The organism is Streptosporangium canum, from assembly GCF_900113865.1.
GTDB lineage: Bacteria > Actinomycetota > Actinomycetes > Streptosporangiales > Streptosporangiaceae > Streptosporangium > Streptosporangium canum.
Map to the genome: position 1 here is coordinate 193,481 of NZ_FOQY01000002.1, position 24,460 is coordinate 217,940.

Genomic DNA, 24,460 nt, shown 5'->3' on the forward strand with positions numbered 1-24,460 from the left:
AGACTATGTACTCAATTTCATGACTAGTCAAGAAATATGGACCGAGCCCGCGCACCCCAGAACGTCGCGGGGATCGGGCTCGTCAGCGCTCAGGGTCGACCTCGCCGGCGACCGGCTGCGTGGGTGTGGCCGACGACCGGCCTCGCCCCAGTTCCGCGATGCGGGTCAGGGCGGGCAGCGCGCCGGCGATCGCCTGTCGCTGTCCGGCGGTCAGCTGGGCGACGAGCGGGGCCAGGTGGCGTGTGCGGTCGTCATGGCGTGAGCGGCCGATCCGCCTGCCGGCCTCGGTGATGTGGACGAGGACGGCGCGTCCGTCGCTCGGGTCGGGGCGGCGCTCCACCAGTCCGTCGCGCTCCAGCCGGGTGACCAGCTGAGTGATGCCGGGCTGGCTGACCTGCTCGGTCTTGGCCAGGTCGGTCAGCCGCACCGGGCCGTCGCCGTGCGCGAGGGTGTCCAGCACCGACAGCGTCGTGAACGACAGCTTCTCCAGCATCGGGAGCCGGATGTAGAAGCGGTTGAAGTTCTCGACCGCCGTGGCGAAGGCGTCCAGGTCCAGGTCGTCGTCCGAGGTGTCGTTCACCCCAAAAATATATCGCATACTTATTTAAGTTGCTTATGATGTTCTCTCGGACGCCTCCGCGCCGCTGCGTGGCCGGGCGCCTCCCCCTCGTCGGCGCAAGAAGAAGGAACCATGACTGTTCGTATCGGCATCAACGGCTTCGGACGGATCGGCCGCAACGTCTTCCGCGCGGCAGCCGCCCGGGACGCGGACCTGGAGATCGTCGCGCTCAACGACCTCGGTGATGTGGCGACCATGGCCCATCTGCTGGCCTATGACTCGATCCTGGGCCGCTTCCCCGGCGAGATCACCGCCGAGCCCGGTGCGATCCGTATCGGGGACAGGACCGTCAAGGTCCTGGCCGAACGCGACCCCGCCGACCTGCCGTGGGGGGATCTGGGAGTGGACGTGGTCATCGAGTCCACCGGGATCTTCACCCATGCCGCCAAAGCCCGCGCGCACGTCGACGGCGGCGCGAAGAAGGTCATCATCGCCGCCCCGGCCAGCGGCGAGGACGTCACGATCGTGCTCGGCGTCAACCAGGACGCCTACGACCCGGAGCGCCACACGATCATCTCCAACGCCTCGTGCACCACCAACTGCCTCGGGGTGCTGGCCAAGGTGCTGCACGACGCCGTCGGCATCGACTCCGGCATGATGACCACCGTCCACGCCTACACCCAGGACCAGAACCTCCAGGACGCCCCGCACGGGGACCTGCGCCGCGCCCGCGCCGCGGCCCTCAACATCGTGCCCACCTCCAGCGGAGCCGCCAAGGCCATCGGCCTGGTCCTGCCCGAACTCCAGGGCCGCCTCGACGCCTTCGCCCTGCGGGTGCCCGTCCCCACCGGCTCGGTCACCGACCTGACCGTCACCACCAGCCGCCCCACTACCGTGCAAGAGGTCAAGGACGCCTACGCCCGGGCCGCCGCCGGTCCGTACAAGGGCCTGCTGTCCTACACCGAGGCGCCCATCGTCAGCACCGACATCGTCAGCGACCCCGCCTCCTGCGTCTTCGACGCCGAACTCACCCGCGTGCTCGGCCCGCAGGTCAAGGTCGTCGGCTGGTACGACAACGAGTGGGGCTACTCCAACCGCCTCATCGACCTGGCCCTCCTGGTCGGCAGCACCCTGTAGACCGGCGGCTCGCCACCGGCGGACATGGCTCCACGCCGAAAGCGGCGGTCCGGCGCGGTCGGCCCCTGTTCAGGGGCGGGCTGCGGCGTACAGGATGTCGCGCATGCCGGGCAGCGACTCCCGGTCCTCTCGCCAGACGAGCCGCAGGCTGAGATCGGGGAGCGGGAGGTCGAGCCGGACCAGGGCGCCGGAGCGGAGGCTGTCGGCGACCGCGAACCGGGGGAGAAGCGAGATCCCGAGTCCGTGCTCGGCCCATGCGCGCATCACCGGGACGCCTCCGGCTTTGATCCGTTCGGGGCTGGGGCCGAGGATCTTGTTCCCGGCCATCCAGAACGAGCATTCGGGGACGTTGACCAGGAGCCGCTCGTGTCTGAGGTCATCGGGGGTCAGAGCGGTCCGGGCGGCGAGAGGGTGGGCCGGTGCGGACACCAGTACGAGGGGGACCGGGTCGAGATCGACGAAGGTGAGCGGTCCGGCGGGGGCGGGGAAGCCGAGTCCGCCGACGTCGTCGCCGGAGTCCAGCAGCAGGGCGGCTTCGAGCCGTCCCTCGATCACGTCGGCGAGGAGTCCGTCACGGGCGCGCTCGGAGTGGATCTCGACCTCGATGTCGGGCCGACGTTCGGCGAATCGGGCGAGGACATGGGGCACGTGCGAGCCGGCGAGGGTTTCCAGCGCGCCGAGCCGCAGCAGCCGCCGTTCGCCTCTGACGTCGCGGGTGGCCTGCTCGGCCTGGTCGAGCAGCGACCGCGCCCATCCCCGCAACCGCTGCCCGGCGGGGGTCGGCTCCATTCCCTTGGGGCCGCGCACGAACAGGGCCACGCCGAGCGCTCCTTCGAGCGTCCGGATCTGCTGGGAGACGGACGAGGGGGCGAGGTCGAGCGCGACGGCGGCGTCGGTCACGGTCCGGTGCCGGACGACGGCCTCGAAAGTCCTGAGCTGGCGGAGCTCCACACGCAGAGGAACGGCGCCGGGCGTTCGGAAATTCCGAACGAGCCGTGCGGCCGAGGCGGTGGAGCCGCAGGCCTGCCGGATCGCACAGTGGGTCGCGTCATCCTCACTTTTGTCTTCGGGAGCTGTCTCAGGCATGACCCTTTTGAATTCACCCGCGCCGGTGCTGGCGGATCCCCGTCCGGGGCGGGGGCGTGCCCGCGCGCTGGCGGGCATTTCGCTGGGCTACTTCATGGTGCTGCTGGACATGACGGTGCTGTCGGTCGCCGAGCCCGATCTGGCGTCCTCGCTCGGCGCCTCGATGGCCGGGCTGCAGTGGGCGACCACCGGCTACACCGTGGCGTTCGCCGCGCTGCTGCTGTCGGCGGGGGCGGCGGCGGACCGCTTCGGCGCCGAGCGGCTCTTCCGGGCCGGGATCGCGGTCTTCACGCTCGCGTCCGCGCTCAGCGCGCTCGCTCCGGGACTGTGGGCCCTGGTCCTCCTCCGGGCGATCTCGGGGGTCGCGGCGGCGGCGTGCGTGCCCGCCTCGATGGCGATGATCGCCCAGCTCTACCCGGAGCCCGCGGCGCGGGCGCGGGCGGTCTCGGTGTGGGCCGCGATCAGCGGTGCGGCCGTTGCGGCCGGTCCGATCGCGGGCGGCGCCCTGGTGGGCGCGGCCGGATGGCGGTCGGTCTTCCTGGTCAATGTGCCCATCGGCCTGGTGGTGCTGGCGCTGACGCTGGGCCGGGCGGTGGCCTGTCCGCGCGGTGACCGCCGGATCGACTGGCCCGCCCAGTTGGCAGCCGCCGCGGTGCTGGCCCTGTTCACGGACGCGCTGATCTCCGCCGGTTCACAGGCATGGGTCCACGCCGCGTGGTCGTCGGTGGGGCTCGGGGTGTCGGCGTCGGCGTTCTGGGGCCTGGAGCGCCGCAGCCAGGCGCCGGTACTGAACCGGGCCCTGCTGCGGTCAGGCCGGGTACGGGCCGGGCTGCTGGCCGCCGCGGGGGTGAACTTCGCACTGACCGGGAGCCTGTTCGTGCTGCCGTTGCTGTTGCAGCAGGAGCGGCACCTGGACCCGCTGCAGACCGGACTGGCATTCTTGCCGCTGACCGTTCCCTTCGCCGCCAATCCGCCGTTCACGGGCAAGATCGTGGCGCGGGTGGGGCCTCGCCGTCCGATCCTGGCCGGTCTGGCGCTGCTGGCCGCCGGAGGCGCCGTGCTGGCCGGCGCGGTCTTCGCCGGCGGGAGCTACCCATGGCTCGCGGTGGGCCTCCTGATGACCGGCTTCGGCGTCTCCTACGCCCTGCCGGCCCTGGTCGCGGCCATGGTCAGCGCCGCCCCGGCAGGGACGGCCGGCGCGGTGGGCGGCCTGCTCAACGCGGTGCGCCAGGTCGGCGCCACCCTCGGCGTCGCCGTCATGGGTGCCGCCGTCGCCGCAGGTACCGGATGGGCTCTGCTGCTGTCGGCCGCGGTCTGCACCGTCGCCTGGTCCGTGTTCGCGCTCGCACGCGGTGCGGAGACGGCCGGATGACGCCCGACCAGGGCCGAGTCATCGCACGGACACGAACTCAGTGGGGACTGTCCGCGTCGCGAAGGTCACCCGCCCCTTCAGGAAGGCGCGGACCATCTCCTCCGCCCGCTCCGCGCGGTAGGGGCGGGCAGCACCGGACGGTGGCGACAGCCTGTGCCGGTGCTCGGCTGGGCGTCGACCACCGCGGTCATGTCAACCATGTGTCCCGCCGTGCGTGTGCCGTGCGGCCTTCGAGCCCAGCCGACTGCGCAGCGACTCGAACTGCCCGGCCACCTGGCCGATCCGGTAGTACAGCCGCGGCGGGACGTGCGGGAGCAGGGGGGAGTGCCGCCGGCCGAGCAGCGTGAACATCTGCGCCGGTGGAAGGCTGATGTAGCGCGGGAGGTTCTCATACCACTGAGCGCTGTAGCGGGCCGCTCTCTGGGTGCCCACGATCGAGGATCTGCGTTCCCGCTCGTAGCGGGCGAGGGCGGGCTGGAGGTGGGTGTCCTCGTGTAGCGCGCTGGCCAGGAAGGCGGCGTCTCCCAGCGCGAGGTCGGTGCCCGCGCCGATGGAGTAGTGGGTGGTGTGCGCGGCGTCCCCGAGCAGGACGAGGTTGCCGCGGTACCACGTCCGGTTGGTCAGGGTGCGGAAGTTCAGCCAGTGCGCGCGGCCGTCGGCGTGCGCCCGGCCGATCAGCGGGTGTCCGTCCAGCATGTCGGCGAAGAGCTTCTCCAGCAGGGCCAGGCTGTCGGCCTCGTTCGCCTGGTGGAACCCGAGTCCCCTCCAGGTCTCGGGGGAGCACTCGATGACGCAGGTGCTGTGCTCCTTGCTGAATCCGTAGCCGTAACACCAGATCCAGCCGTGCGGGGTCTCCACGAAGGCGAAGGTGAAGGCGTCGAACACCTTGGTGGTGCCGAGCCAGATGTAGCTGTTTCGCCCGACCGTGACCTCGGTGCCGAAGTGGTCGGCGTGGCGTTCGCGCAGCACGCTGTTGACCCCGTCGCCGGCGACGACGAGGTCGGCGTCGGCCAGCTCGTCCTCGCCGGCGATCTCGCGCTCGAACTCGATGCGCACGCCGAGGGAGCCGGCCCGCTCGGCGAGGATGCCGAGCAGCCGGCGCCGGCCGATGCCGAAGCCCTCGTCTCCGTGCTCCTCCGTCACGGTCATGCGGTCGTGGACGTGCACGACCCAGCTGTCCCAGCGGAACGAGTTCTCGTTGATGGCGCGTGCGGACTCGGGGTCGGCGTTGTGGAGATTGTTGAGCAGCTCGTCCACATAGGTCACGCCCCAGCCGTAGGTCCACCCGGCTGGGTTCCGCTCGTAGACGGTGATGTCATGGGACGGGTCCACCCGCTTCATCAGGATCGAGAAGTACAGGCTGGCGGGTCCGCCACCGACGCAGGCGACCTTCACACGAACTCCCGTTATAGCGCAAGGTAATCAATTCGTAGCATAGAGTAGCAGATGAGGTGCGCGGTGAGGCGACCCCATCCCGCTGAGCCGCCGGTCACGAGATGGTCAATTATCGGAACGCCTCCGACGTCGGGGGAGAGGTTGAACGGATGGGCGTGCCGTCCGGGCCGTGGCGCGGCGGCTCCGCCGGTCTGCGCGGCAGGTCCGTCGAGACCTCGGCTCGCCGTACGGCTCGCGGAAGCGGGGGTCAGCGCTCCTTGGCCTGGTGGGCGGTGAGGGCGTCGAGCAGGCCGGGGAACACCTCGTCCACCTCGGTGCGGCGCAGGGTGTTCATCCGTGAGGTCCCGACGTAGTGCTGCCGGATCAGGCCCGCCTCGCGCAGCACCTTGAAGTGGTGGGTGGCGGTGGACTTGCTGACCTGTATGTCGAAAGCGCCGCACTTGATGTCCTCGTCGGAGGCGTCGAGCTGCGTGACGATGCTCCGGCGCACCGGATCGACGAGGGCCTCCAGCATCCGCTGGAGGTCGAACTGTGACGCTTCCGGGTGTGGTGGTGTACGTCCCATAGGTCCAATAGTACGACACGCATCGAAGTTTGACGGTTATCGTACTTATGCGCCATGGTGGATCACGTTCACAGCGAGCGAAGGACGGTGTCATGGCAAGGACGGTGCGGTTCCACGAGGTCGGCGGGCCCGAGGTGATGCGACTGGATGACCTGGAGACGGGTGAGCCGGGACCTGGCGAGGTGCGGATCCGGGTGGAGGCGATCGGGATCAACAGGGCCGAGGCGTTGTTCCGGAGCGACCAGTACATCGAGCCGGTCAGGCGTCTGCCCGCCATGCTCGGCTCCGAGGCCGCCGGTGTGATCGAGGCGGTCGGCCCGGAGGTGACCGGATTCGAGGAGGGGCAGGCGATCAGTGTCCTGCCGGGCTTCTTCTCGCAGAACGACTACGGCGTCTACGCCGAGCGTGCGATCGTCCCCGCAGCCGCGCTCCTGTACCGGCCCGACGGGGTGGACGCGGTGTCCGGCGCCGCGGTGTGGATGCCCTACCTCACCGCATATGGCGCGTTGGTGGAGGTGGGCGGAATGCGAGCGGGCGATGTGGTGGCGCTGAACGCCGCCTCCAGCAGCGTCGGCCTGGCCGCGATCCACACCGCCAACCGGGTGGGGGCCACGCCGATCGCCATAACCCGCACCGGCGACAAGAAGGACCGGCTGTTCAAGGAGGGCGCGGCCGAAGTGATCGTCTCCGACGAGGAGGACGTGGCGGCCAGGCTGCTGGCCCTGACCGGCGGCAAGGGGGTCGAATATGTCTTCGACGCCGTCGCCGGGCCGGGCGTGACCGACCTGGCGCGGGCGGTGGCGCCGGACGGCACGCTCTTCCTGTACGGAGGGCTGAGCGGGCAGCCGACGCCGTATCCGGGATTCGCCCTGGGCATGCCCGCCCTCAACATGCGCACCTACACGGTGCTGGAGATCACGAAGGACCCCCGGCGGCTACGCCGGGCCGAGGCGTTCGTCGCCTCGGGCCTGCGTGCCGGGGTCTTCCGTCCGGTGGTGGATCGCCTGTTCCCGCTGGAGGAGATCGTGCAGGCACACCAGCACATGGAGTCCAACGCCCAGTTCGGCAAGATCGTGGTCACCGTGGCCCACTGAGCCCAACCGCGAGGCGTAGGGCGGTGCGGGAGACGGGCGACGAGCACGCGTCGACATCCGCTCTCGGCGCGGATGATCAGGCCGGCGGCGTGCGCGTATGGTGGCGACTCAGCCGGCCTCGGGGTCGGCGGACGGCTCCTCTGTCGGGAACAGGATCGGGCTGAGCAGATATCGCGCGCGGCCGGGTGCGGGCTGGTTGGCCAGCCGGGGTGCGATCGCGCTGCGCAGTTCGCCGATCATCGCAAGGAGTTCGTCTCGGCTGAGCCAGACGGCATGCTGCCGGTAGCCCACGAGGTCTGCCGCCGGGTCGGCGCGGTCGCGGTCGAGGTAGGCGTTGAACTCGGCGAGCAGGGTGGCCGTCGCGGTGGCGAATGTGCGCCGGTGGTCGTCGAGCGACAGCGACTCGAACGTGTCGGCGTCGATCGCCGCCCGGTCCTGACGCAGCCGGTATCGGCGCTCCACCGCGCCGCGCACTCGCTGCTCGTCGGCCACCTCCAGGATTCCCCCGGCGGTGAGCAGGTCGACGTGCCGGTAGACGGTGGCCTTCGAGACATCCGGGATGCGAGCGCACAGCTGGGACGTCGTCAGCGTCCGTCCTCCACGCATCGCGTGCACAACGCGTAGTCGCACCGGGTGCCCCAGAAGCTCGAACGTGTTCACCTCTCTACGATCTCATATCGTGCTACCTTTCTCAAATATCGAGAAAGGTAGGGGTGGGGATGACGATGGGAACCGACCCGGCAGCGACCGCCGTCGCGGTTGTCGAGATGGCGTGCAAGGGACGCTTCACCGAGATCGAACGGCTCTTCGCGCCGCCGCTGCGGGCGTTGGTCGACGCTGAGGCGCTGCGGGCCGCTTGGACGTCCGTGATCGGCAAGCGCGGACCGGTCGCCGCCATCGGGGAGCCGGTGAGCGAGCCGGCCCGGGCGGGATTGGTCGGTGTGAGTGTCCCGGTGGCCTGCGAGCGCGGGGAACTCGCCGTGGTGGTCGCGGTCGACCACGACGGCATGCTGAACGATCTGCGGCTTGCCGCGGCCACCGCGCCCTGGGCGCCGCCGCCGTACGCCGACCCGACGAGGTTCGACGAGCACGACGTCACGGTTGGCGACGGCCCTCTCGCCGTGACCGGCACGGTGAGCCTGCCGCGTGGGCCCGGCCCGCGGGCGGGCGTCGTGTTGCTCAGCGGGGGAGGGCCCTTCGACCGCGACGCCACCAGCGGAGCCAACAAACCGCTCAAGGACCTGGCCTGGGGGTTGGCCGGCCGTGGTGTCGCGGTGGTGCGGTTCGACAAGGTGACCCACACCCACAGCGGCAGGGTGGCGGACACGGCCGGCTTCACGATGGCCGACGAGTACGTGCCGCACGCGGTCGCCGCCGTTCGCCTGCTCCAACGGCAGCCGGGCGTGGACCCCGCCCGCGTCTTCGTTCTGGGCCACAGCATGGGAGGCAAGGCAGCACCGCGGGTCGCGGCCGCCGAGGCGTCCGTCGCCGGTTTGGTGATCATGGCCGGCGACACGCAGCCGATGCACCAGGCCGCCGTCCGCGTCGTCCGATACCTCGCCGCACTGGATCCCGGCCCGGCGATGGAGGCCGCCGTCGAGGCGTTCACGCGGCAGGCCGCGATGGTCGCCAGTCCCGGCCTGTCGCCGTCGACACCGGCCGAGGCGCTGCTGTTCGGCTGGTCGGCGGAGTACTGGCTGGATCTGCGCGGCTACGACCCGGTCGCGACCGCGGCGGCGCTGGACAAGCCGATGTTCATCCTCCAGGGCGGCCGCGACTACCAGGTGACCGTGGCGGACGATCTGTCAGGGTGGGAGGCGGGCCTCGCTCACCGGCCGGATGTCACGATCCGCGTCTACGACGCCGACGACCATCTGTTCTTTCCCGGCGCGGGCCCGTCCACGCCTGCGGAGTACGAGCCCCCGCAACACGTGGACCCGGCCGTCGTCGCCGACATCGTGGAGTGGCTGACGCCGGGCTCCCCGCCCGTGCGGTGAGCGTCAGCCCCGCCGGCCGGGGTGCGCTGGGGTCCACCGACGCGACATCAAGACCGTCCGCACCCCGCAAGGAAGGCCGCCACGCGCCGGCCGCAGGCTCCGCGACTTCCGGCACCCACAGCGGGTTCTCACTCGGCTGCTCGCCCGGGAACACCTCGGCCGCAATCACTGAGTCAAGGCCGCAGCCAGTGTCCTGCGCCTGAGACAGCGAGTTCACGTTGTTCGCTGAAGCCCGTCGGTCAGCGGGCTGAACCAGCGCTCGACCTGGTTGATCCAGGAGGGGCCGGTGGGGGTGGAGTGGACTTCGCGATCGCCTCGCGGACCGATGGGACGATTTCCCGGGCCCAGCGGGCCAGGAGGGTGAGGTCAGGGGCGCCGTGGCCGGCGGAGAAGAGCGTGAAGCCCGACGCGCCGTGCTCCAGCACGGCTCCGGTCAGTTCCTCGATCCACTGGCCGGCGGAACCGCCGAGCCGGCGGCCGTCGCGGTCGCGGGTGGTGGGCAGCGGCCGGGTGGGGCCCGGCCGCCGGCTTCGCGTGCGGGCGCCGCACCCGTCAGGCGTCGAAGCGGCGGCGGGAGGCCTCGATGTGACCGAGGTAGTGCTGGGCCCAGCCGCACATTCCATCCACCGTCCCGCGCAGGGCCTGGCCCGGCTCGGTGAGGGTGTACTCGACCCGCGGCGGCACGGTGGGGTACACCTTCCGCTCGACCAGGCCGTTGCGCTCCAGCATGCGCAGGTTCTGGGTGAGCATCTTGTGGCTGATGCCCTCGATCTCGTTGCGCAACTCGCTGAAGCGCAGGGTGCGTTCACCCAGAAACTCGATGATCAGGAACGCCCACTTGTTGGCGACGTCCGAGAAGATCTCCCGCGCCAGAGAGTCCGCGCGCGTCAGGTCTGCGTCCTCGGGTGAGCCCGTGAACTGCTTGGTGGTCACCATAAGGTTCCCCAGTCACTGAAAAGTGCGTTCTTCCATGTCAGCGAACACTCTCCTACAGTTCCTGAGTAACCACAAGAGACCAGGGGCGTCCTGGTCCGGTGGAAGCGAGCCCACAGGCTCGCATGAGACAAGGAGGCAGACAAGTATGGCCATCACCCTGGTGAACCCCAGCGGATTGCCGGAAATCGATGTCTACCGGCAGGTGTCGATCGCGACCGGGTCGAAGCTCGTCTTCATCGCCGGGCAGGTCGCCTGGGATGCCGAGGGGGTCACGGTCGGCGCAGGTGATCTCGCCGCTCAGGTCGAGCAGTGCTACCTCAACGTCGGCACCGCCCTGGCCGGGGTCGGTGCCTCCTTCGACGACGTGGCGAAACTGACCGCCTACGTCGTCGACTGGACCCCCGACAAGATGCCCCTGTTCCTGGAGGGGCTCACCCGGGCGGCCGCGAAGCTGGGGGTCACTCCGGTACCGCCGGCCACGCTGCTGGGCGTCGCGGCACTGGACGTGCCCGACCATCTGGTCGAGGTCGAAGCCACCGCGATCATCGACTGAACGTTCCGGCGATCCGGCTCGGGGCGCACGCGCGCGAGCCCGCGAGATCGCCTCCCGCCTCGCCGTCACCCGGGGAACTCGCCGTCACCCGGGGAAGAAGAAAGGCCGGCGCCCTCCGGCCGCACCGCCTCAGACCTTCGCGCCTCCGCCCCGAACCGTGGTCGACATGCGCTTGGCTCACCGGATCGGGGGCGGCGTGGAGGACGCGCCGGCCGCGGCGTCGGCGTAGCGGCGGGCCAGGCGCGCGAAGGCGTCCCTGAGCTCGGCCGGGCCGACGACCTCGATGTCGGCGTCGAACCTGCCGATGGCGGCGGCCAGGCCGGGCCATGACCACGAGCCCAGGACGAGCCGGCAGCGGTTCGGGCCGAGTTCCTCGACGACTCCGTCGCGGCTGTGGCGGGACACGACGGCGGCGGGCAGGTCGAGGATCACCTCGCCACGGCAGGGCCAGTCGTCCGAGCCGTCGGAGCCCCGGAACCTGCCGGCCACGAAGGCGGCCACCTCGCCTCCGGGCAGCTCGCGCGGGGTGAAGCGGGGCCCCGCGGGGGTGCGCGGGGTGATCCGATCGGCACGGAAGGTGCGCCAGTCCTCGCGGTCGAGGTCCCAGGCGAGGAGGTACCAGCGCCCGCCCCAGGTGAGGAGGTGGTGGGGCTGCACCCGGCGCGGAGGGGATTCGGCGCGGTCGTCGCCGGTGGCTCCCGGCGGGGACGCGGGGGCGTAGTCGAAGCGCAGCGCTTCGCGGGCGTGGACGGCGGCGCTGAGCGTCATGAGCACGCTGCTGTCGACCTGCGGGTCCGGCCGGCTCGCGGGCCGCTCGACGGCGGTGACCCGGAGGGTGTCGATCCGGTGGCGCAGCCGTACGGGCATGACCTGCCGGACGGTGTTCAGCGCGCGTGCGGCGGCCTCCTCGATGCCGGCGCCGGTGGTGGTGGCGATCTGGAGTGCGATGGCGAGGGCGACGGCCTGCTCGTCGTCGAACAGCAACGGGGGCAGTTGCGTGCCGGCGTCGAGCCGGTACCCGCCGTCGGGGCCTTTGACGGCCACGATGGGATAGCCGAGCTCGCGCAGGCGGTCGACATCGCGGCGCACGGTGCGCGGGCTGATGTCCAGCCGCTCGGCCAGTAACGCCCCGGGCCAGTCCCGGCGCGCCTGGAGCAGGGAGAGCAGCGAGAGCAGTCGCGCTGAGGTCTTCGGCATGACGTCATATTGCCCCAAGAAGCGGCCACATCCTGGCCGCTTCCCCTGCGACTGTTGTCTCGCGGCCAGCCAACGAGAACAACCGGAAGGGCTCGTGACCGCTACGACCCCGGCACCCCCGAAGAGGGCGCGGCGGGGTCGGTTTCGCGCCCGTCCGGCTGCTGGAGCGCCTGGTCACCGCTGGCTGCTGGAGCGCCTGGTCACCGCCGGCTGCCTCGGCCGCGAGACCGGCTGTGCCTTCGGCGACCGCGGCCGAGCTGCCTCAGTCCAGGCAGAACTCGTTGCCCTCGGGGTCGGCCATCACGATGAAGCCGGCGCTCAGCGGGGGAGCGGGCTCGTAGCGACGTACCCGCGTCGCGCCCAGCGCGACGAGCCGGTCGCACTCGACCTCCATCGCCGCCATCCGCTCCTCTCCCCGCAGTCCGGGAGCCGCGCGGACGTCGAGGTGGACGCGGTTCTTGGCGACCTTGTCCTCGGGCACCTGCTGGAAGAACAGCCGTGGGCCGTGCCCGTCCGGGTCCTCGATGGCCGAGCTCGTGTTGCGCTGCTCCTGCGGTACGCCGGCCCGCGCGAGGAAGTCGTCCCACGCGGCCAGCGGGTCGGCGTCCTCGGGCAGGTCGACTCCGGGCGGGCCGGGGTGGACGTAGCCCAGTACGTCGCGCCAGAAGGACGACAGGGCCCGCGGGTCGCGGGCGTCGAAGGTGACCTGGAGGTGGCGGCTCATCGGGTTGATCCGTTCGTGGTGGGTTTCGTGTGCAGGTAGAGGTCGCGCAGCAGGCAGACCTCGGACAGGTGGTGGATCAGCTCGCGGTGGATGTGCAGCACCAGATCGGCCATGGGTGCCTCGGGGAAGGGCTCCTTCGCGCCGACCGGGACCCGGAGCCCGGCTTCGCCGAGGTCGCGCACCCCGGCCAGCCAGACGTCGAGCTGGGCCTCGAGCTGGTCGAGCGCGGTGGCCGCGCTGCCGGCGTACTCCCAGGTCTCGTACGACGCCGGCGGCGCGCCGAAGTGCGCCGCGTTGCGCGCGGCGAGCACGCCGACGATGACGTGACCGAGTCGCCAGGCGATCGTGGTGAAGGCCGCGGGGACCGGCCCGGGGAAGGCGTAGTCGATCGTGAAGTCCCCGGCGCCGAACTGCATGGGCGCCGTCGAGCTGCCGTGCGGCCGCACGCTCCAGGCGTCCGGCACCGGCGACCAGAAGTACTCGTCGTCGGTGAGGCCGTCGAGCCGGGCTCGGAGCTGATGGTTCCAGTGGAACTCCCACTGCTCGCGCAATGTCCGGTTCCAGTCGAGTTCGTCTGCGTCCATGGAGCCACCCTGACACCCCTGGCGGACAGGATCGGTCCGCTATCTCTGGCAGGGTGGGCGGCATGGATGCGGCAAGCGCTGAGGAGCGGGGTACGACGGAGCGGGTGCTGACCCTGCTCGGGCTGCTGCAGCAGCGCCAGGTCTGGACCGGTCCCGAGCTCGCCGACCGGCTCGGGGTCACACCGCGCACGGTACGGCGTGATGTCGGGCGGCTGCGCGCACTCGGCTATCCGGTGCATGCCAGCCAGGGGGTCGGCGGTGGCTACCGGCTCGGCGCGGGGCAGGATCTGCCGCCGCTGCTTCTCGACGACGAGGAGGCGATCGCCACCGCGGTCTCGCTGCTCGCCGGCGCGGGTGGCGCGGTCGCCGGCGCCGGCGACGCCGCGCTCCGGGCGCTGACCAAGCTCGACCAGATACTGCCCATCCGGTTGCGGCACGAGGTGCGCGCGCTCTGCGGCTCGGTGGAGTTCTTCGGCGGAGGCCGCACGCCGGTCGACCCCGAGGTGCTCATGACGCTGGCCAGAGCCTGCCGCGACGAGGTCGAGGCCGACTTCGGCTACCCGTCCGGGAGCGAGGTGCGGCGGCGGCGGGTCGAGCCCTACCGCCTGGTCGCCTCCGACCGGCGCTGGTACCTCCTCGCCTACGACCTCGACCGCGACGACTGGCGCAGCTTCCGCGTCGACCGGATGACCGACGTGTCCGCACGGACCTGGCGCTTCGACCCGCGTACGGCGCCCGACGCGGCGACGTACGTGCAGGAGGGGGTGGCGAGCCGGGTCTACCCGCACCAGGCGCGCTTCCTCGTGCACGCGTCGGCCGACACGGTGCGCGCGCAGATTCCGGCGTCGGCGGCCGTCATACGACGGCGAGGCGGCGAGCTCTGCGAGGTGCTCAGCGGCGCCGGCAGCCTCGACTTCGTGCTCATGCACGTGCTCCTGCTGGGGCACGACTTCGAGGTGGTCGACCCTCCGGAGCTCGGGACGCGCTGTCGCGCGCTGGCGCGGAGACTGCTGTCGGCCGGTGCGGCGATCCCACCGGCGCCGGACACGCAGGAGTCATGAGCCACGACCACGCCGGCGCCGAAGAGCGCTTCCGCCGCCTCCACGCCGAGCATGATCGAGGTCGGCGCCACGGCGGCCGGTACTACAGCAGGCTGTACCCGCTGTCGGGGGGTGAGGGGGATTCTCCGTGCCTGGCCCGATCCATAGCGTTGTCCTCATGAACGATCCGTATCGAATCGAACCCGGTGCCCGCCCGTCCGCTGTCCCGCGCAAGCGGGGCGGTTCCCCGGTGAGCGCGCTGCTCTGGGTCCTGCTGGTGGTGGGCGTGGCGGTGAACCTGGTGTCCAACCTCGCCATGAGGGGCGAGCTCACGCCGGTCGGGTTGGCGGGTGGGGTGGTCGGCCTCGCCGCCGCGGCCGGCCTGGTCGTTCACCACGTCAACCGGCGCCGTCCGTGAGCCCGGTGGTCACCCTGGACCGGGTCACCAAGAGCTACGGCGAACTCGTCGCGCTGGACGAGGTCACGCTGGCCTTCCCGCGGGGCAGGTTCGTGGCGGTGATGGGGCCGTCGGGATCGGGGAAGAGCACGATGCTGCACTGTGCGGCCGCACTGGACCCGCCGACCTCGGGCTCGGTCCTGATCGGGGAGGTGGACGTCAGCGGACTGTCGGAGACCAGACGCACACAGCTACGCAGGAAGCACATGGGCTTCGTCTTCCAGTCCTACAACCTGCTGCCCGCCATCACCGTCGAGGACAACATCACGCTGCCGCTCCGGCTGGCGGGCGTCCGGGCGGATCGGGACTGGCTCGGCGAGCTGGTCGACGAGCTCGGCCAGACGGTCGTCATGGTCACGCACGACCCCGCGGCCGCCGCCCGCGCCCATGACACGCTGGTCATGGCCGACGGCAAGGTGATCGAGGTGCTCGACGCGCCGACGCCGGAGGATCTCGCGGTACGGCTGACGCGCCTCACCGGAGAGCCCGTCGCATGATCAGGATGTCGTTGGCGATGGCCAGGATCGGCGGGCTGGTCGTGGTGTTCGTGGCCGTGCTCGGCGGGATGGCGCTGGTGACCGCGACCGGGGTGATGGTGGATTCGGGGTTCCGCGCGCAGCCCGCCGTACGGCTGGCCGCGGCGGATGTGGTGGTCTCCGCGCGGCAGTCGATCCCGCGCAAGGAGGATCTGCCGGTGGCGCTGCCCGAGCGGGCAAGCGTGCCCGGGTCGCTGGTCGGCGTGGTCGCCGGCGTTCCGGGGGTGGCGGCCGCGATCGGGGACCTCGGTTTTCCCGCCGCCGTCCTCGACGGGGCGGGCAGCCGTGGCGCGGACCCCGCGACGGGAGGGCACGGGTGGTCGTCGCTCTCGATGAGCGGGCAGATGATCGCGGGACGCCCGCCGCGCGCCGCCGACGAGATCGCCCTCAGGGGCGCGCGGATCGGGCAGCAGGTGCGGATCGTGGCAGGCGGCCGGCCGGGGACCTACCGGGTGACGGCCCTGGTGAACGCCTCCGGCCTCTACTTCGCCGATGCCGCCGCCGCCGAGCTGGCGGGCAGGACGACCGGCGCGCGCGCGGGCACCGTCGATCTCGTCGCGATCCGCGCCGCTCCCGGCCTCGCCCCCGAAGATCTCGCCGGGAGGCTCAAGGAGCGACTCGGCGAACAGTACGAGGTCGCGACCGGCCGGTTCAGGGCCGACGCCGAGTCGCCGGGAGCGGCGGCCGGACGTGGGCTGCTGCTGGTGCTTCCCGGCTCGATCGGCGGCATCAGCCTGATGATCGTCGGATTCGTGGTGAGCGGTGGGCTGTCACTCTCGATCAACCGCCAGCGTCGCGAGCTGATCTTGCTGAGGGCGGCGGGGGCGACCCCGCGCCAGGTGCGCCGCGTGGTCGCCGTCCAGGGGGTCACAGCCGCGGGACTGGCGCTGGCTCCCGGCGCGGCATCGGGCTATTTCCTGGCCGCTCGCCTCGGTGAGCTGCTGGTGAGCGTCGGGGCGCTGCGCGCCGATCAGCCGCTGGTGTACGGACCGCTGCCCGCTGTGGCCGCGGCGCTGTTGCTGCTCGGCGTCGTACGGGTGGCGTCGTGGGCCGCCTCGCTTCACATCTCCCGCATGCCGGTCATCTCCGGTATCGCGGAGACCCGGCCTCCTTCGCGGGTCCGTACGAACGCGGGCCTGCTGCTCATCCTGGCCTCCCTGGTGCTGGCCACCGCCCCGCTCGTCATACAGACGGAAGCGGCCGCGATCGGCCCGGCCACGGCCGCGCTCCTGGCGGTGATCGGCCTGGCGCTGGCCGGACCGCGGCTGGTCCGAGCAGGCCACGCTCGGCATGCGGGGCCTGGTCACCGTCACCGCTCCCGGCCTGGGCGGCATTCCCCGCGGTCTGCTCTCCGACGTGCGGGCCGTCACCCCGGCGGCCGGGGTGGCGACGACCACCGTGGTGACCGAACCGCTGCTCTTCGGCGACGATCCGAGCCTGATGTCCAGGCCCGCTCTTGCGCTCGGCCCGGACGCCGGCGGGCTGGTCGACCTGGAGGTCGTGGACGGCGGCCTGAACGGGCTGCGCGGCCACGCGATCGCGCTCGACGAGCGGGTGGGCCGGGTCGGCCGCAGTCTTGACGTGATCATGGGCGACGGCGCTCGGGGCCGGGCGCGGGTGGTGGCGACCTACCGGCGCGGGCTCGGGTTCGGGCCGGTCGTGGTCTCCCGCGATCTGGCCGCCGCGCACACCACGACCGGTCTCGACAGCGCGATCCTCGCCCGCCCCGCGGAGCTCGGCCCGCTGCTTGCCCGCTGGCCCGGGGTCGAGCTCACGACCCGGCCGGAGGGCCCGCAGGCGGGCTCGGCCTCGGCCCAGGCGCTGGTGAACATGGCCGTTCTCGCCGTGCTGCTGGCCTACGTGCTGGTGGCGGTGGCCAACCGGCTGGTGGCGACCACCACGGGCCGGCGTGACGAACTCGACGGCCTGAGGCGGCTGGGCGCGACGCCACGTCAGCTCAGGCGGATGATCCGCTGGGAGGCGGCGATGATCGCGGCCGGGGCGTCGGGGGCGGGGCTCGTGCTCTCGGCCGTGCCGCTGGTCCTGCTCGGCGTCGGCTTCCTCGCCCGCCCGGCGCCGTCCGGGCCGCTGTGGCTGGCGCCGGCGTCCGTGCTGGTGGTGGGCTTGGTAGTCTGGTCGGCCATGGAACTGCCCGCCAGAAGGATCATCCACTAGACGCGGCTCATGCGACTGTGGCGTGAGGTCCGCTATCTCCTGGTGGTTCTGCCGGCCTCGATCGCGACGTTGGTCTTCCTGCCGCTCCTGGCCGCCGGCCTGGTGTCGACAGGGGTGGGCGGGCTCGGGCTCGTGGTTGTCCCGCGCATGATGACGGCGCTGCGGCGCTGGGCCGAATGGCACCGGCGCCGCGCCGCCTCCCTGCTGGGAGTCATGATCTCCGAGCGGGAGGCGCGGCTGCCCAAGGGCCTGCGCGCGCAGTGGCGGCGGGTCACGGACGATCCCGAGTACCGTCGCGACCTGCGATGGACGCTCCGGAACATCGCCACAGGCGTCCCCGCCGGTCTGGCGGCGCTGACGGTCATCGGCTTGGTGGTGACCCCCGTGGTCGAGGCCCCGCTGTGGTGGCTGTTTCCCGCCGAGGACCCCCTGAGGCTGTTCGTGGTCGTCCCGGTGACCGGATGGGCCGGCGCTTTCTGGCTCGGCGCCGCCCAGGTCGCCATGGCCGTACCGCTCACCTGGTGGGCGGTGCCGCGGCTGGCTCGCCTGCACGCGCGAGGCTGCCTGTCGGCGCTGGAGCCGTCCCCGGCCGAGCGGCTCGCCGAGCGGGTCGGCGAGCTGACCGAGAGCAGGGCGGGCGTGCTCGACGCCCACGACGCCGAGCTGCGCCGGATCGAGCGCGATCTGCACGACGGCACCCAGGCCAGGCTCGTCGCCATCGCGCTGCGGCTGGGCGTGGCCAGGGAAGCGCTCCCAGAGGACGCCGGGCTCCTCGCCCAGCTGCTCAGAGAGGCCCACGAGGGGACCGAAGAGGCGATGGCCGAACTGCGCGAGGTGATCCGCACCATGTATCCGCCCATCCTCGCCGACAGGGGACTGCCCGGTGCGCTGACCGCGGTGGCCGCACGGGCCGGCGTCCCCGTCGAGGTGACGCTGGACGGCCTCGGGCACATCCCCGCGGCGGTCGAGGCCGCCTCCTACTTCATCGTGGCCGAGTCGGTCACCAACATCACCAAGCACAGCGGCGCCGCACGGGCCACCGTACGGCTGACCAGGCGAGACGACACGCTCGTCATCGAGATCACCGACGACGGACGCGGCGGAATCGACGAGAGCCGCGGCACGGGCGTCATGGGCATCCGCAAGCGGACCGCCGCCTTCGACGGCGTCGTGCGGGTCCACAGCCCCGTCGGCGGACCGACCGCCATCACCGTGGAGTTGCCGTGCGCGTCGTGATCGCCGAGGACAATGTCCTGCTCTCAACCGGCCTGGAGCTGCTCCTGGGCACCAAGGGCATCGAGGTGGCCGCCGTCGTCACCGACGGCCCCGGCCTGGTGGAGTCCGTCGACCTGCACCGGCCCGACCTCGTGATCGCCGACGTGCGGCTACCGCCGTCCTTCCGCGACGAGGGCATCAAGGCGGCCCTGGCGATCAGGCAGGCACACCCCGGCCTGCCCGTCCTGGTCCTGTCGCAGTACGTCGAGCAGGTCTACGCCCGCGAACTGCTCGCCGACGGCTCCGGCGGGGTCGGCTACCTGCTCAAGGACCGGGTCGGCCGGGTCGGGCAGTTCATCGACGACCTGCGCAGAGTCGCCGGTGGCGGCACCGTGATGGACCCCGAGGTCATCGCCCAGCTCATGGCGGCCGGCGACGCGAACGCGCTCGACAGGCTCACCAACCGGGAGCGGGAGGTGCTGTCGCTGATGGCGCACGGCCTCAGCAACGCCGAGATCGGCCGGCGGCTGTCGGTCACGGACAACGCCGTGCACAAACACATCGGCAACATCTTCGCCAAACTCGGCCTGCCGGCCTCCGACGGAGGCCACCGCAGAGTGCTCGCCGTGCTCACGTTCCTGGATCACCGGTAGCGGCGAGTGCCGGCCTAACGGGCCAGCTCGTCACCGCGGGCCTGACCGCACCCCCCACCCCTGAGGAGAGACATGGCAACATTCGCCGTCACCGGTTCGGCCTCGGGCATGGGCGCCGCCAGCGCCGCGACCCTCAGCGCCGCCGGGCACACTGTCATCGGCGTGGACCTGCGCGACGCCGACATTCTCGCCGACCTGGGCACCGCCGAGGGGCGTGAGCGGGCGGCCGAGGAGATCCTGGCCCGGTGCGGCGGGACGCTGGACGGCGTCGCGGCCATCGCGGGGGTCGGCCCGAACCTGCCCGACGCCGCCGCCGTCATGTCGATCAACTACTTCGGTACGGTCCGCCTGCTGGAGCGGTTGCGGCCCGCGCTGGCGGCCTCGGGTGCCGGACGCGCCGTCGTGATCGGGTCGAACGCGGCCTCGACCGTCCCGATCATCGATGATGACCTGGTGGAGCTGGCGCTGGCGGGCAAGGAGCAGGCGGCCCGTGAGCGTGCCCGCGCCGCCGCCGAGGCGATGCCCGCCGAGGTGCGCGCGATGGTGCCCAGCATCTCCGCCTACGCCTCCTCGAAGTTCGCGCTCATCCGATGGGTCCGCCGCACCGCCGTCACCCCCGCATGGGCGCGGCAGGGTGTGCTGCTCAACGGCATCGCGCCCGGCGCGGTGCTCACCCCGCTCATGCTCGGCGCCACCGGTGACGCCGCCGACTACGACCCGGACGGGTTCCCGACGCCGATGCCCCTGGGCGTCTTCGGCCGCCCCGAGGACATCGCGTTCTGGGTGCAGCAGTTCCTGCGGCCCGAGGCCCGCTTCACCACCGGCGCGATCCTGTACGTCGACGGTGGCACCGACGCCGCCATGCGCCCCGACGCGCAGCCGACCGCGATGACGCCGTAGGTCGGTCCAGGCAGGAGGCCGGCCAGATCTCCGACAGTGCGGTCGCGCTGCCCTTCGCCTCCGGACGGGCGGCGCGCGGGCGCACGACGCGGCGGCCCGGCGCGGGGCGATGTACGGCTCGGCGTGGCCGCGGTGGCGGATCGGGAACAGTACGTGGCGCGCACGATCAGGAGGCGGAAGCCCCTCATCCGTTCGGGGCCGTGGCCTTCACCGCCGACAGCAGGAGGTCGATGCCGAAGGAGTAGTAGGCGTCGAGGTCGGGGGGAGTGGAGAGGGTGGCGGCGAAGGCGGCCAGGTGGGGGTAACGGCCGGGAGGCAGGCGTTCCAGGTCGAGGCGGTGCTGCCGCCGGAGCTCCGTGGCCTCCTCCTCGTCGTTTCCCACGCCGCCGGGCTGGCAGGACACCATCGCCGTGGCCCCCAGGAGCAGGTAGGTGGCCACCTGGTCGGCTTCCTGGAGCGTGAACCCGGCCTCGGTGAGCAGCCCGATCGCGACGTCGGTGGCCCGGCGGTATTCCTCGGCCGCGCTCTTGTCGATCATCGGCAGCAGGGTGGACAGGTATGGGTGCGCACGGGTCTGCTCCACCAGTGCGGTGATCATCACGCGCAGGCGCCGACTCCAGGGCCAGCCCGGGTCCACGTCGGCGACGAGCGCCGCGAGCAGATGGTCGGCGAGCGCGGAGAGCAGCTCGTCCTTGTTCTTGACATGCCAGTACAGCGCCGTCGGCGTGACGCCGAGCTCGGCGGCGAGCCGGCGGATGGTCACCGCCTGAAGCCCGTCGGTGTCGGCGAGCTTCAACGCCCGCTCGATGACGGCCTGGCGGGTCAGTCTCTCGGGAGCCACTTGACAACTATATGCGGCGCAGGATCTCCTAAGCAACGTACATGTACAGCGTTCATGAACGACGTACAGGGCAGGTCGGTGGCTGATCGGGCGACCGTTCCCGCGGGAGGCGCGCATCGCGGTCATCCCGGCAAGACCAGATCCACAAGGAGGCACCAGATATGAGACACGACGAGAAGGCCGGCCCCACGCGCCTGCACCGCTTCGACCACTGGCTGTATCGCGGCGGCCGGCCCAACCGCCTGGCGCGGGCGATCAACCGGGTCTGGGCCACCGTGTTCGCGGCCGGGATGCTGCAGCCGGACCGGATGGTGACCCTGCAGGTGCCGGGCCGGAGCACCGGCCGCGTCATCTCCTTCCCGCTGGTCGTCGCGGACCACCAGGGCGAGCGCTACCTGGTGGCGATGCTCGGCCGGAACACCAACTGGGTGCACAACGTCCACGCCGCCGGAGGGCGGGCGGTGCTGCGGCACGGTCGCAGCGAAGCCGTACGCCTGGACGAAGTCGACACCGGAGACCGGGCGCCCATCCTGCGCCGCTACCTGGCCGTCTCGCCGGGAGGCCGTACCCACATCCCGGTGGCCCCGCAGGCGCCGCTGGAGGAGTTCGAGCAGGTCGCCGCGGATTACCCGGTCTTCCGCATCACGCCCGACCGGTCGGCTCAGGAACCGGGAGGCGCCGGTCATTGAGCCGCAGCTAACGTGACGGCCATGGACATCACCATTCACACGAGCTCCCTCCCGCATACCGACCCGGACGCCTCCCCGGCCTTCTACCGCGACACCCTCGACTTCGAGGTCGCGCTCCAGCCGGGCTACGGCCGGGATGGCCGCCGGCTCACCGGAAAGACCGGCGTGACCTTCCTCCCAGGAGCTCGTGGCCGACGTCAGGAGCTCGTGAGGATGACGAGTCGCTGGGTCGCCCGGGTCATCGCGACATAGCGGTCGACCGCTCCTTCGATACCCGTGCCGAACGCCTCCGGGTCGATGAGGACGACCAGGTCGAATTCAAGCCCTTTCGACAGCTCCGGGGTCAGCGACCGGACGCGGGACGTCGCCCGGAACGTGGGATCGCCGATGACACAGGCGATCCCGTCGGCATGCGCGGCGAGCCAGGTGTCGAGGATCGAGCCCAGATCCGCAGCCGATCCGTGCACGACAGGGACGTCGCCGCTGCGGATGGAGGTCGGCACGTTGGCGTCCGGGAGCGCGGCCCTGATGACCGGCTCGGCTTCCTTCATGATTTCTTCCGGCGTCCGGTAGTTGACGCTCAGGGAGGCCAGGTTGACCCGGTCGAGCCCGATCCGCTCGAGCCGTTCCTGCCACGACTCCGTGAACCCGTGCCTGGCCTGGGCGCGGTCCCCGACGATGGTGAAGCTCCGGGACGGGCAGCGGAGCAGCAGCATCTGCCACTCGGCGTCGGTCAGTTCCTGAGCCTCGTCCACGACGATGTGCGCGAACGGGCCGGCGAGCAGGTCCGGGTCGAGGGCGGGCAGCTCGGACTCGTCGACCAGATTTCGCTGGAGGTCCGCTCGGCGCAGCTGTGTCACCAGGCCCTCGCCGTCGTCATCGGCCTCGATCAGGGTGTCGACGACCTGGGCCATGCGCTCGCGCTGGGCGGCGAGAGCGGCTTCCTGCCGGCGTTTACGTCGTGACGCCTCCGGGTCACCGAGCCGCTGTCGCGCCGCGTCCAGGAGCGGCAGGTCGGACACCGTCCAGGCCTGGGCGTCCGCGCGCTGCAGTCGCCGTACGTCGTCGACGCTGAGCCGGGGGGCGCACTTGCGCAGGTAGGCGGGTACCGACCACAGGTCGCCGACGAGGTCGGTCGCTTCGAGCAGCGGCCACGCGCGGTTGAGGGTCGTGAGCAGCTCCCTGTTCTGCAGCAGCGACTTGCGGAGCAGGTGGTCGGGGGCGTCGCCGTCGTGCTTGTCCACCAGGATCGTGAGCAGCTCCTCCCAGATCTGGTCGCGCGCGTCGTTGTGCGGAGTGCCGGGATCCGGTGCTTCGAACGCCTCGGCCCAATCGTCGGCGCTCAGCCAGATGTCGGACCAGGGGGTCGTGACCGTCATCCCCTTGGCGGGCGGGTTCTCGTAGAACGTGACAGCGGGCTCGATCGCCTTCACCAGGTCCGCCGACGACTTCAGGCGAGCCACGTCCGGGTCGGTCTCGATCGCCGCCGCGGCTCCCTCCGGGACGAGGTCGCGCAGGGTGCAGGTCTGCACGCCCTCCTCTCCGAGGCTGGGCAGGACGTCGGCGACGTAGGCCAGGTAGGGCTGGTGCGGGCCGACGAACAGCACGCCGCCCCGGTGGTGACCGAGGCGAGGGTCGGAGTAGAGGAGATAGGCGGAGCGGTGCAGAGCGACGACGGTCTTCCCCGTACCCGGACCGCCGTCGACGACGAGAGCGCCGTGGGACCCCGCGCGGATGATGGCGTCCTGGTCGGCCTGGATGGTGCCGAGCACGTCTCGCATCCTGGGCGACCGGTTGCCGCCCAGGCTGGCGATGAAGGCGGACTGGTCGTCGAGCGCGGCGTGCCCTTCGAACCCGTCCGAGGTGAACACCTCGTCCCAGTAGTCGCTGATCCGGCCGCGGGTCCAGCGATACCTGCGGCGGCTCGCCAGCCCCATCGGGTTGGCGTGGGTGGCTCCGAAGAACGGCTCAGCCGCGGGGGAGCGCCAGTCGAGCAGCAGCCGGCGGCCCGCGCTGTCCGTGAGGCCAAGCCGTCCGACGTACACGGGCTCGGGGGTGTCCGCGTCGACCATGTGTCCGAGGCACAGGTCCAGGCCGAAGCGGCGCAGGGCGCGCAGGCGGGCGGTCAACCGGTGGATCTCCATGTCCCGGTCCATCGCCTGCCGGCCTATGCCGCCGGGCGCCTTGCGCTCGGCGTCGAGGCGGTCGGACAGGTCGGCGATCGACTGCTCGAGGCTCTCCGCGATGGCCGCGAAGTGCTGCTCGTCGCCGGCGATCAGCGCCGGGTCGGCCTTGGGGGAGAGGTGGTCGGGAAGGTCGAACGCGCTGGTAGTCAGAGGGGTCATGTCATCAGTTCCGTTCTGGGGTGGACAAGGCGCTTTCCGGCTCGACGAGCCGCGTGGTTCACGTGGACACGGGCGGCCTTTCACGGCTGACCGCGCCGAGTTCCCGCAACCGCACCGCGAGCCCCACCACCGGTCCGACGTCCCCGTGCGACCCATACGTCGACAACAACACCCGCATTTCCTATCCCCCGTTTCCTCAGGTTCTGGCCTCGGCGGACGATTCTGCGGCATGACCCGGGTCTTGTGGCAAGCCCCCTGGTGCGCTATACGTTGAGAGTGGAGAGGGGTGGGCACTCTCCTTCACTCTGATCGCCGCTGTGGACGGACGACCTCCTCGCGGCGAGCGCGGACATCCCCGCTGCCCGGCGGATCCATCCTGCCGCGGTGGACTTCCGCGCCGCGCAAGAGCT

Annotated in this window: 26 protein-coding genes; 15 read left to right on the forward strand and 11 right to left on the reverse strand. The window is 71.5% G+C overall.

What is annotated here, in order from left to right; all coding sequences use genetic code 11:
- Positions 1-82: 82 nt before the first annotated feature.
- Positions 83-580 carry a MarR family winged helix-turn-helix transcriptional regulator gene (locus BM085_RS03190; protein ID WP_245789090.1) on the reverse strand — a complete coding sequence of 166 codons (498 nt, stop codon included), beginning with the start codon at positions 578-580 and terminating at the stop codon, positions 83-85.
- A gap of 111 nt (positions 581-691) precedes the next feature.
- Between BM085_RS03190 and gap the strand changes: the two genes are divergently transcribed.
- A complete protein-coding gene (gene gap, locus BM085_RS03195) occupies positions 692-1,696 on the forward strand; it encodes a type I glyceraldehyde-3-phosphate dehydrogenase (protein ID WP_093885520.1) in 1,005 nt (334 codons plus the stop codon).
- Positions 1,697-1,765: 69 nt separating this feature from the next.
- Here gap and BM085_RS03200 read toward each other — a convergent pair whose 3' ends face one another.
- The gene (locus BM085_RS03200; RefSeq protein ID WP_093885521.1) at positions 1,766-2,647 is read right to left on the reverse strand and encodes a LysR family transcriptional regulator; all 882 of its coding nucleotides are present in this window, start codon (positions 2,645-2,647) and stop codon (positions 1,766-1,768) included.
- Positions 2,648-2,780: 133 nt separating this feature from the next.
- On the opposite strand from BM085_RS03200, the gene BM085_RS03205 reads away from it, so the two are divergent.
- A complete protein-coding gene (locus tag BM085_RS03205; protein WP_093885522.1) occupies positions 2,781-4,154 on the forward strand; it encodes an MFS transporter in 1,374 nt (457 codons plus the stop codon).
- Between the two features lie 192 nt (positions 4,155-4,346).
- Here BM085_RS03205 and BM085_RS03210 read toward each other — a convergent pair whose 3' ends face one another.
- On the reverse strand, positions 4,347-5,549 hold the full coding sequence (locus BM085_RS03210; protein ID WP_177244933.1) for an FAD-dependent monooxygenase: 1,203 nt from the start codon (positions 5,547-5,549) through the stop codon (positions 4,347-4,349).
- Between the two features lie 247 nt (positions 5,550-5,796).
- Positions 5,797-6,114 carry an ArsR/SmtB family transcription factor gene (locus tag BM085_RS03215; protein WP_093885523.1) on the reverse strand — a complete coding sequence of 106 codons (318 nt, stop codon included), beginning with the start codon at positions 6,112-6,114 and terminating at the stop codon, positions 5,797-5,799.
- 92 nt (positions 6,115-6,206) lie between these two features.
- Here BM085_RS03215 and BM085_RS03220 point away from each other — a divergent pair, with 92 nt between their 5' ends.
- The gene (locus tag BM085_RS03220; RefSeq protein ID WP_093885524.1) at positions 6,207-7,208 is read left to right on the forward strand and encodes a zinc-dependent alcohol dehydrogenase family protein; all 1,002 of its coding nucleotides are present in this window, start codon (positions 6,207-6,209) and stop codon (positions 7,206-7,208) included.
- A gap of 108 nt (positions 7,209-7,316) precedes the next feature.
- Here BM085_RS03220 and BM085_RS03225 read toward each other — a convergent pair whose 3' ends face one another.
- Entirely contained in the window at positions 7,317-7,868 is a 552-nt protein-coding gene (locus tag BM085_RS03225) for a helix-turn-helix domain-containing protein (protein WP_093885525.1), read from the reverse strand.
- A 59-nt stretch (positions 7,869-7,927) separates the two neighbouring features.
- On the opposite strand from BM085_RS03225, the gene BM085_RS03230 reads away from it, so the two are divergent.
- A complete protein-coding gene (locus BM085_RS03230; protein WP_093885526.1) occupies positions 7,928-9,205 on the forward strand; it encodes an alpha/beta hydrolase family protein in 1,278 nt (425 codons plus the stop codon).
- A gap of 552 nt (positions 9,206-9,757) precedes the next feature.
- Here BM085_RS03230 and BM085_RS03240 read toward each other — a convergent pair.
- Positions 9,758-10,138: a winged helix-turn-helix transcriptional regulator gene (locus tag BM085_RS03240; protein ID WP_093885757.1), complete on the reverse strand. Its 381-nt coding sequence runs from the start codon at positions 10,136-10,138 to the stop codon at positions 9,758-9,760.
- A gap of 148 nt (positions 10,139-10,286) precedes the next feature.
- Between BM085_RS03240 and BM085_RS03245 the strand changes: the two genes are divergently transcribed.
- Positions 10,287-10,694, forward strand: a complete 408-nt coding sequence (locus tag BM085_RS03245) for a RidA family protein (RefSeq protein ID WP_093885527.1) — start codon at positions 10,287-10,289, stop codon at positions 10,692-10,694.
- A 177-nt stretch (positions 10,695-10,871) separates the two neighbouring features.
- On the opposite strand, the gene BM085_RS03250 is transcribed toward BM085_RS03245, so the two are convergent.
- The 3 genes from BM085_RS03250 to BM085_RS03260 all read right to left on the reverse strand — a co-directional run bounded on the left by BM085_RS03250 (position 10,872) and on the right by BM085_RS03260 (position 13,199).
- Positions 10,872-11,891 carry a helix-turn-helix transcriptional regulator gene (locus BM085_RS03250; protein WP_093885528.1) on the reverse strand — a complete coding sequence of 340 codons (1,020 nt, stop codon included), beginning with the start codon at positions 11,889-11,891 and terminating at the stop codon, positions 10,872-10,874.
- A 262-nt stretch (positions 11,892-12,153) separates the two neighbouring features.
- On the reverse strand, positions 12,154-12,615 hold the full coding sequence (locus BM085_RS03255; RefSeq protein WP_093885529.1) for a VOC family protein: 462 nt from the start codon (positions 12,613-12,615) through the stop codon (positions 12,154-12,156).
- A complete protein-coding gene (locus BM085_RS03260) occupies positions 12,612-13,199 on the reverse strand; it encodes a DinB family protein (protein WP_093885530.1) in 588 nt (195 codons plus the stop codon). The genes BM085_RS03255 and BM085_RS03260 overlap by 4 nt, the downstream gene beginning before the upstream one ends.
- A 62-nt stretch (positions 13,200-13,261) precedes the next feature.
- Between BM085_RS03260 and BM085_RS03265 the strand changes: the two genes are divergently transcribed.
- The 8 genes from BM085_RS03265 to BM085_RS03300 all read left to right on the forward strand — a co-directional run bounded on the left by BM085_RS03265 (position 13,262) and on the right by BM085_RS03300 (position 20,175).
- On the forward strand, positions 13,262-14,260 hold the full coding sequence (locus tag BM085_RS03265; RefSeq protein WP_093885531.1) for a helix-turn-helix transcriptional regulator: 999 nt from the start codon (positions 13,262-13,264) through the stop codon (positions 14,258-14,260).
- Positions 14,261-14,417: 157 nt separating this feature from the next.
- Entirely contained in the window at positions 14,418-14,657 is a 240-nt protein-coding gene (locus BM085_RS42660) for a hypothetical protein (RefSeq protein ID WP_143120781.1), read from the forward strand.
- On the forward strand, positions 14,654-15,193 hold the full coding sequence (locus BM085_RS03270) for an ABC transporter ATP-binding protein (RefSeq protein WP_093885532.1): 540 nt from the start codon (positions 14,654-14,656) through the stop codon (positions 15,191-15,193). The genes BM085_RS42660 and BM085_RS03270 overlap by 4 nt, the downstream gene beginning before the upstream one ends.
- Positions 15,190-16,812 (forward strand): ABC transporter permease, encoded by a 1,623-nt coding sequence (locus BM085_RS03280; RefSeq protein WP_218158583.1) that lies wholly within the window; start codon positions 15,190-15,192, stop codon positions 16,810-16,812. The genes BM085_RS03270 and BM085_RS03280 overlap by 4 nt, the downstream gene beginning before the upstream one ends.
- Positions 16,733-17,407 (forward strand): FtsX-like permease family protein, encoded by a 675-nt coding sequence (locus BM085_RS03285; RefSeq protein WP_177244934.1) that lies wholly within the window; start codon positions 16,733-16,735, stop codon positions 17,405-17,407. Before BM085_RS03280 ends, BM085_RS03285 begins: the two co-directional genes overlap by 80 nt.
- A gap of 9 nt (positions 17,408-17,416) precedes the next feature.
- Complete coding sequence (locus tag BM085_RS03290; protein ID WP_093885535.1) at positions 17,417-18,643, forward strand: sensor histidine kinase; 1,227 nt, start codon at positions 17,417-17,419, stop codon at positions 18,641-18,643.
- Entirely contained in the window at positions 18,631-19,275 is a 645-nt protein-coding gene (locus BM085_RS03295) for a response regulator transcription factor (protein WP_093885536.1), read from the forward strand. Before BM085_RS03290 ends, BM085_RS03295 begins: the two co-directional genes overlap by 13 nt.
- 72 nt (positions 19,276-19,347) lie before the next feature.
- Positions 19,348-20,175, forward strand: a complete 828-nt coding sequence (locus BM085_RS03300) for an SDR family oxidoreductase (RefSeq protein ID WP_093885537.1) — start codon at positions 19,348-19,350, stop codon at positions 20,173-20,175.
- A 184-nt stretch (positions 20,176-20,359) separates the two neighbouring features.
- Here the strand turns inward: BM085_RS03300 and BM085_RS03305 are convergent, their stop codons facing one another.
- The gene (locus BM085_RS03305) at positions 20,360-21,016 is read right to left on the reverse strand and encodes a TetR/AcrR family transcriptional regulator (protein ID WP_093885538.1); all 657 of its coding nucleotides are present in this window, start codon (positions 21,014-21,016) and stop codon (positions 20,360-20,362) included.
- A 161-nt stretch (positions 21,017-21,177) separates the two neighbouring features.
- On the opposite strand from BM085_RS03305, the gene BM085_RS03310 reads away from it, so the two are divergent.
- Together BM085_RS03310 and BM085_RS47310 are read left to right on the forward strand one after the other, a co-directional pair.
- Positions 21,178-21,705 carry a nitroreductase/quinone reductase family protein gene (locus BM085_RS03310; protein ID WP_093885539.1) on the forward strand — a complete coding sequence of 176 codons (528 nt, stop codon included), beginning with the start codon at positions 21,178-21,180 and terminating at the stop codon, positions 21,703-21,705.
- Between the two features lie 21 nt (positions 21,706-21,726).
- Positions 21,727-21,957, forward strand: a complete 231-nt coding sequence (locus tag BM085_RS47310; RefSeq protein ID WP_425443255.1) for a VOC family protein — start codon at positions 21,727-21,729, stop codon at positions 21,955-21,957.
- On the opposite strand, the gene helR is transcribed toward BM085_RS47310, so the two are convergent.
- Positions 21,903-24,050 carry an RNA polymerase recycling motor ATPase HelR gene (gene helR / locus BM085_RS03320; RefSeq protein WP_093885540.1) on the reverse strand — a complete coding sequence of 716 codons (2,148 nt, stop codon included), beginning with the start codon at positions 24,048-24,050 and terminating at the stop codon, positions 21,903-21,905. The two genes, BM085_RS47310 and helR, sit on opposite strands and share 55 nt — an antisense overlap.
- Between the last annotated feature and the right edge of the window lie 410 nt (positions 24,051-24,460).